This is a genomic window from Pseudoduganella sp. RAF53_2, assembly GCF_052113985.1.
Lineage (GTDB): Bacteria > Pseudomonadota > Gammaproteobacteria > Burkholderiales > Burkholderiaceae_D > Rugamonas.
This window is the reverse complement of sequence record NZ_JBFRDW010000343.1, coordinates 1-6,393: the sequence shown is the minus strand read 5'-3', so window position 1 is coordinate 6,393 and position 6,393 is coordinate 1. Positions and strand designations below refer to the sequence as shown.

The following is a 6,393-nucleotide window of genomic DNA, read 5'->3' as shown; positions in this document are numbered from 1 at the left end:
CTGTGACGGTGGCCAAGAATGTGCACAAGGTGGTCGATGAGATCGCCAAGGAACTGCAGCCCGGCACCATTCTGGAAGTGACCGACGACGGCGGCCAGCACGCACAGGACAGCCTGAACAACGTGATCGAGTCCCTGGTGTTCGGCGCCGGCCTGACCATCTTCGTGGTGTACGCCTTCCTGAATTCCTGGCGTTCGACCCTGATTACCGCGCTGTCGCTGCCGACTTCCGTGATTGCCGCCTTTATCGGCGTGTGGCTGTGCGGCTTTACCCTGAACTTCATGACCCTGCTGGGCCTGTCGCTGGCAATCGGCGTGCTGATCGACGATGCGATCGTGGTGCGGGAAAACATTGTGCGCCATATGCAGAACGGCGCCGACCGCCGCTCGGCAGCCCTGAACGGCACGGCCGAGATCGGCCTGGCTGTGGCAGCGACGACCTTCTCCATCATGGCGGTGTTCATTCCGGTGGCCTTCATGCCGGGCATTACCGGCGAGTGGTTCCGCCCGTTCGCGCTGACCGTGACCTGCTCGGTGGCCGTGTCGCTGTTCATTTCCTTCACCCTGGACCCGATGCTGTCCGCGTTCTGGGGCGACCCGCCTGACCATCACACGGCGCCGCGCAAGGGCTTCGAGAAGCTGCTGCAGAAGTTCAACCACTGGTTCGATCATCAGGCTGACCGCTACGGCAATGTGATTGCGTGGGCGCTGCATCACCGCCGTTCCATGGCTGTGATCGCGATCGTCACCTTCGTGGGCGCACTGGTCCTGCAAGGCAAGTTCGGCGGCGCCAGCTTCGTGCCGATGTCCGACTGGGGCACGATTGCTATCGACGTGCGTACGCCATCTTCCAGCAGCCTGGATTACTCCACGCTGAAAGTGGAACGCGCTGCGGAAATCGCCCGCGCCATCAAGGAAACCAAGGAAACCAATAGCTACTCCAACCTGAGCGGTGGCCGCGTCTACGTCGATATTGGCAAGAAGACCGAGCGCAAGCGTTCGGCGACCGAAGTAGCCGTGGAGCTGCGCGAGAAGCTGAAAGTGCTGGTTGGCGCTGAATACGTGGTGCTGGATGACCTGTCCAACGGCGCCCGCAAGCCGGTGCAGATCGAATTCACCGGCGTCGATTCGCGCAAGCTGATGGAACTGACCAACGACTTCATGGACAAGCTGCGCAAGATTCCTGGCGCGGTGGACGTGAGCCTGTCCGAGCAGGACCCGAAGGATGAGCTGCAGATCGAACTGAACCGCGGCCTGGCGAATTCCATGGGCATTGGTTCCGGCGACGCCGCGACCGCGCTGCGCGTGGCCTTCGCCGGTATCGAAGTCGGCGACTGGATCGACCCGACCGGTGAAACCCGCGACGTGGCGGTGCGCCTGGCGCCGGAAGACCGTACCAGCGCCGAGAACATCGAGCGCCTGCCGATCGCTGTGGCCGGTACCAACCAGATGGTGCCGCTGGAGCAGATCGCCCATATCACCATGGGCAAAGGTCCGTCCACCATCAAGCACAAGGATGGCAAGCGCACCATCGCCGTGTCGGCCAACGTGCAGGGCCGTTCGGCTGGCGAAGTGACTGCCGACGCCATGAAACTGGCCAAGTCCATCGACTTCCCGCCGGGCTATGGCCTGGCCCTGGGCGGCGCGGGCAAGGACATGCAGGAAGTGTTCACCCAGATGGCGATCGCCCTGGTGTCCGGTATCGGCCTGATGTACCTGATCCTGGTGATGCAGTTCGGTTCCTTCACGGCGCCGGTGGCGGTGATGCTGTCGCTGCCGCTGTCCCTGATCGGCGTGGTGGCGGGCCTGCTGCTGACCAAGAACACCATCAACCTGATGAGCCTGATTGGCGTGATCATGCTGATGGGCCTGGTCGCCAAGAATGCGATTCTGTTGCTGGATGCGGCGCGCAAGCGTGAGGAAGAGGGCTATGGCCGTGAAGATGCGCTGATGTACGCCGGCCGCATGCGTTTGCGTCCGATCCTGATGACCACGTTCGCACTGATCGCCGGTATGCTGCCGGTGGCGATTGGTACGGGCGAGGGCGGCGAGTTCTACCGTCCGCTGGCGATTGCGATCATTGGCGGCACGATCACTTCGACCATGCTGACCCTGCTGATGGTGCCGACCTTCTACGACTCGATCGAGATCGCCCGCGACCGCATGTATGCCAAGTTCCAGCGCCGTGCCGAACGCTGGTCTGCGGCGCCAGCCGGTATCATCACCTTTGTGGAAGCCATTCTGACCCTGACTTTCATCCGCCTGGTGTTCCGCCTGGTGATGAAACTGGTGAATCTGGTATTCCGCCGCGGCGCAGGCAAGACCGCAACCGCCTGATCGCCTGTTGGTTAAAAGGGAAAAGGACCTTCGGGTCCTTTTTCTTTGCATAAATAAAAAGCACCCTCGTACTCTTTTAGTGTATGCTTCGTTGCCCGTACCGTAAGCACGGTACGGGCCATGACTAAATATCAACAACATTTACCGAGACGCAATCTTGAACCCCAAACACCTCGCCCTCATCATCGCGGCTGCCCTGAGCGCCGTTTCCATGTCTGCTAATGCATCGGGTTACCGTTTCGGCTCCCAGAGCGTGTCCTCCCAGGGCACTGCGGAGTCCAACGGCGCCGAAGCAGCTGACGCTTCCACCATCTTCGCCAACCCGGCCGGCCTGAGCCGCCTGGATGGCATGCAAATCATGGGCGGCGTGACCGCCGTGGTGCCGCATTCGTCCTTCGAAGACACCGGCTCCAAGCGCTTCACCGGCACCCCGGTTGGCGGCCTGCAGAGCACCGACGACTACGCGCCAAGCGTGGTTGCGGCGCCATCCCTGTACTTCAGCAAGAAGATCAATGACCAGTGGGCTGCCGGCGTTGGCGTGTACGTTCCTTACGGCACCAAGCTGTCCTACGACTGGGGCTGGTCCGGCCGCTACGCGCTGACCAACGTCAAGCTGGATGCAGTGAACATCAACCCGTCCGTCTCCTTCAAGCTGAACGAGCAGCACTCCTTCGGCTTCGGTCTGGACCTGGAATACATGAAGGCCAAGCTGGGCCAGGGCGTTGACGTGCCTGGTTCCATCGCTGCCCTGAGCGCCTCTCCGGCTGCTGCTCAGCTGATCAAGGCCATCATGGCCGCTGGCGGCAACCCGGCTGCCCTGGCCACCGTGAAGGACGGCCACGGCTCCATGGACGGCAAAGACTGGGGCTACGGCTTCAACATCGGCTACCTGTTCCAGCTGGACCAGAACACCCGCTTCGGCCTGGCATACCGCTCGGCGATCTCGCACCACCTGAAGGGCAGCGCAGTCTGGGACTTCAACGTGACCAGCGATGCCGCAGTGAACAAGATCATCGCCGCCAACTCGGGCAAGGCTAACTCCGCTGCTCTGGTGGACATCCGCACTCCGGAAACCATGTCGATCAACGGCTTCCACCAGCTGAACTCGCAGTGGGCCGTGATGGGCGATGCGACCTGGACCCGCAACTCGCGCATGACCAACCTGAACATCCAGTTCCCTGGCACCGTGCAGGGCGACGAGGTGATCCGTCAGAACTGGAAGAACACCTGGCGCTTCTCCGCCGGCGCGAACTACCAGCTGAACGAGAAAGTCATGCTGCGCGGCGGCGTGGCTTACGACCAGACCCCAGTACCGGATGACACCCTGCGTCACCCAGCACTGCCGGATGCGAACCGCACCCAGCTGTCGCTCGGCGCGAACTGGAAGCTGGACAACCACTCGTCGGTTGACCTGGCTTACTCCTTCCTGCACTTCCAGGATGCGAACGGCAACTACAAGAACGGCTGCTCGCCTCTGACCGCGGGCTGCACCGGCAACGGTGAACTGACCAAGGGCACCTGGCAGACCCACCTGCAGCTGATCGGCCTGGCTTACAACTACAAGTTCTAAGCTAACCAAGGCGGCGGAACAATGTTCCGCCCTACGAACGGCGCCCTAGCGGCGCCGTTTTTTTTACCCTACGCAATGCGCGGCGCGGCCAAGGCGTAGGGCGGATCATCGATCCGCCGTATCAGCGCCGCAAGCGGCTTCAATAAGTAGGCCGGCGGTCGCGCGTGCTGTTGCTGTTGCTGTCGGTACGGTCCGGCGTAACGATCGGCGGTGGCGGGCTCTGGCCGGTGGCGCCTTCCGTGCCGCTGGTGCCACTCGATGGCGGCGGCGTGGTCGTGGTATYGGCGGGCGGCGGCGTGGCCGGCGTGGCGTTATTGGCTGCTGGCATGGCGGGGGCCGTGCCGGTACCGCCCGTATCCGGCGTGGTGCCGGTCCCGGTGCTATTTGCCGCTGGCGTGGCCGGGCTCTCGGCCTCGCGGTTCTTGCAGCCGCCCAGCATGGCGGCCGCCAGCGCGGCGCCTGCGAGCAGGGCCGTGGTGGTACGAATTGCTGTCATGATGCTGTTCCTTTCCCTTGGGTTCATGCCGGGGCGAGCGTGCGCAGCAGGGCGGGGATTTCCGCCGGGATTTCGCGCGCCAGATAGCCCAGTACGCCGTAGCGTATCGACAGTTGCTCGCCAGCCGAGGCATGCAGCGCCACGCCCCAGGCTGCAGCCTGTTCCAGCGAAGCGCCGCGTGCGGCCAGTCCGGCGATGATGCCAGCCAGGCAGTCGCCTGAGCCGGAAATGGCCAGGCCGACGTTGCCGCCCTGGTGCTGCCACAGCTTGCCGCCGGGGGCAGCCAGGACCGTGGTGGCGCCTTTCAGCACCACCGCAGTATTCCATCGCGCCGCGGCCTGCGTGGCGGCGGCATGCGGATCTTGTTCAATCGTTTTGCGGGCAGTCCCGGACAGGCGCGCCATCTCGCCCGCATGCGGCGTCAGCAGTACCGGTCCGTTGAAGCGGAAATGCGCCCAGTCCACCGGCTCTTCCAGCAAGTGTGGCTCGGCCGGCGCGCACAGGGCACACAGGGCGCAGGCATCGAGGATCAAGGGCGTGCCGGACAGCTTGGGCAGCAGGGCATGCACCAGCTCGGCCGCCGCGGCGTCGTCCTGCATGCCGGGGCCGATCAGCAGTGCATCGACTTTGACGGCCAGGTCAGCCAGGCGGCGTGCGCCTTCTGCCAGAAAGCCGCCGGCTGCCGTTTCGGCCAGTCCGACCACGCGGGCTTCGGGAATCGCTGCGCCAACCACGGCGCTGACGCTGGCCGCGGTGGCTATCGTCAGCTTGCCGGCGCCGGCACGCAGCGCGGAATTGGCCGCTAGGATGGCGGCGCCCGGCATCTCGCGCGACCCGGCCACCACCAGCACATGGCCACGCGCTTCCTTATCGCCGTCGTGGCGGGGCTGGGGCAGCGGCCATTCGCGCAGCACATTGGGCGTGATGTCGATGGCCTGCATGATGCATCCTCAGGATTTCGGTGCGGCCGGGATGTCCGGCTTGACGGTAACCGGCGTACCGCTGTCTTTCAGCGGCGCCACGAAGTTTTCCATGCGCAGCACCAGCTTGCCGTTCTTGCCCACTTGCGGGTCGAATTCGTAGCCGACCACGCCGCAGTTGGGCACGTCTTCCGCGCGGTCGATGGCGAGGATGGCTTCTTCATCCAGCCGCTCGAACAGATAGCGGAAGCAGTTGACGATCACCTGGTGGCCCACGATCAGCACGCTCTCGCGGCGGTACTCGCGCGAGATGGTGTCGAGCACGCTGCGCAGGCGCAGGATGACATCGCACCAGCTTTCACCACCCGGCGGGCGGAAATAGAATTTGCCGACGTGCTTGCGCTGCGCCGCCAGCTCGGGATACTTATGGGCGATGCCCAGTGGCGTCAGCCGGTCCGTGATGCCAAACTCTTTTTCGCGCAAGCGTTCATCGGACACCACGGCCACCATATCGTCCCGGCCCAGTTTGAGCAGCACCGTTTCGGCCGTGCTGCGCGCACGCAGGTAGGGCGAGAACAGCACGACGGTAGGGCGCGCATCGGCAGGCAGATCGCAGAACCACTGCGCCAGTGCGTTGGCCTGGCGCTGCCCCAGTTCGGACAGCGGCACGTCCACATCGCGCTCGGCGATATCGATCAGCAATTCGGCGGCAGCTTCGGCGGCATCGCGCGCGACATTACCTGCGCTTTGTCCATGCCTTACCAGCCAGATACGTTGGGGCCATTTCTGTTCCATCGTCCACCCATTCCGAAGCCGTTGCGGCACATGGTAGACGAATCGACAAAAGGGCGGCGCTTCGCTTAAGCCGCCTGTTCTTCGCTATCGGGCCGCAACTCGACGTTGCTGTTGAAAATTTCCAGATTGGTTTCGCCCATCACACGGCTGGTCAGTGTGCCCGCCGTGATGGCCCCGCTGACGTTGAGCGCGGTGCGTCCCATATCGATCAGCGGCTCAATCGAAATCAGCAAACCCGCCAGTGCGACCGGCAGGTTGAGCGAAGACAGCACGATC

The 6,393-nt window shown here is 63.8% G+C and carries 6 protein-coding genes; 2 read left to right on the top strand and 4 right to left on the bottom strand.

What is annotated here, in order from left to right:
- Both AB4Z11_RS19440 and AB4Z11_RS19435 read left to right on the top strand, forming a co-directional pair.
- On the top strand, window positions 1-2,336 hold a 2,336-nt coding region (locus AB4Z11_RS19440; protein WP_442027008.1), incomplete at its 5' end, for an efflux RND transporter permease subunit.
- 157 nt (window positions 2,337-2,493) lie between these two features.
- Window positions 2,494-3,906 (top strand): OmpP1/FadL family transporter, encoded by a 1,413-nt coding sequence (locus tag AB4Z11_RS19435; protein ID WP_442027007.1) that lies wholly within the window; start codon window positions 2,494-2,496, stop codon window positions 3,904-3,906.
- A 139-nt stretch (window positions 3,907-4,045) separates the two neighbouring features.
- On the opposite strand, the gene AB4Z11_RS19430 is transcribed toward AB4Z11_RS19435, so the two are convergent.
- The 4 genes from AB4Z11_RS19430 to AB4Z11_RS19415 all read right to left on the bottom strand — a co-directional run.
- The gene (locus AB4Z11_RS19430; RefSeq protein WP_442027006.1) at window positions 4,046-4,402 is read right to left on the bottom strand and encodes a hypothetical protein; all 357 of its coding nucleotides are present in this window, start codon (window positions 4,400-4,402) and stop codon (window positions 4,046-4,048) included.
- 23 nt (window positions 4,403-4,425) lie between these two features.
- Window positions 4,426-5,343, bottom strand: coding sequence for an NAD(P)H-hydrate dehydratase (locus AB4Z11_RS19425; RefSeq protein WP_442027004.1), 918 nt, complete (start codon window positions 5,341-5,343; stop codon window positions 4,426-4,428).
- Between the two features lie 9 nt (window positions 5,344-5,352).
- Window positions 5,353-6,117, bottom strand: coding sequence for a histidine phosphatase family protein (locus tag AB4Z11_RS19420; RefSeq protein ID WP_442027003.1), 765 nt, complete (start codon window positions 6,115-6,117; stop codon window positions 5,353-5,355).
- Between the two features lie 65 nt (window positions 6,118-6,182).
- Window positions 6,183-6,393: cation:dicarboxylate symporter family transporter (locus AB4Z11_RS19415; RefSeq protein WP_442027002.1), on the bottom strand; the 211-nt coding region annotated here is incomplete at its 5' end.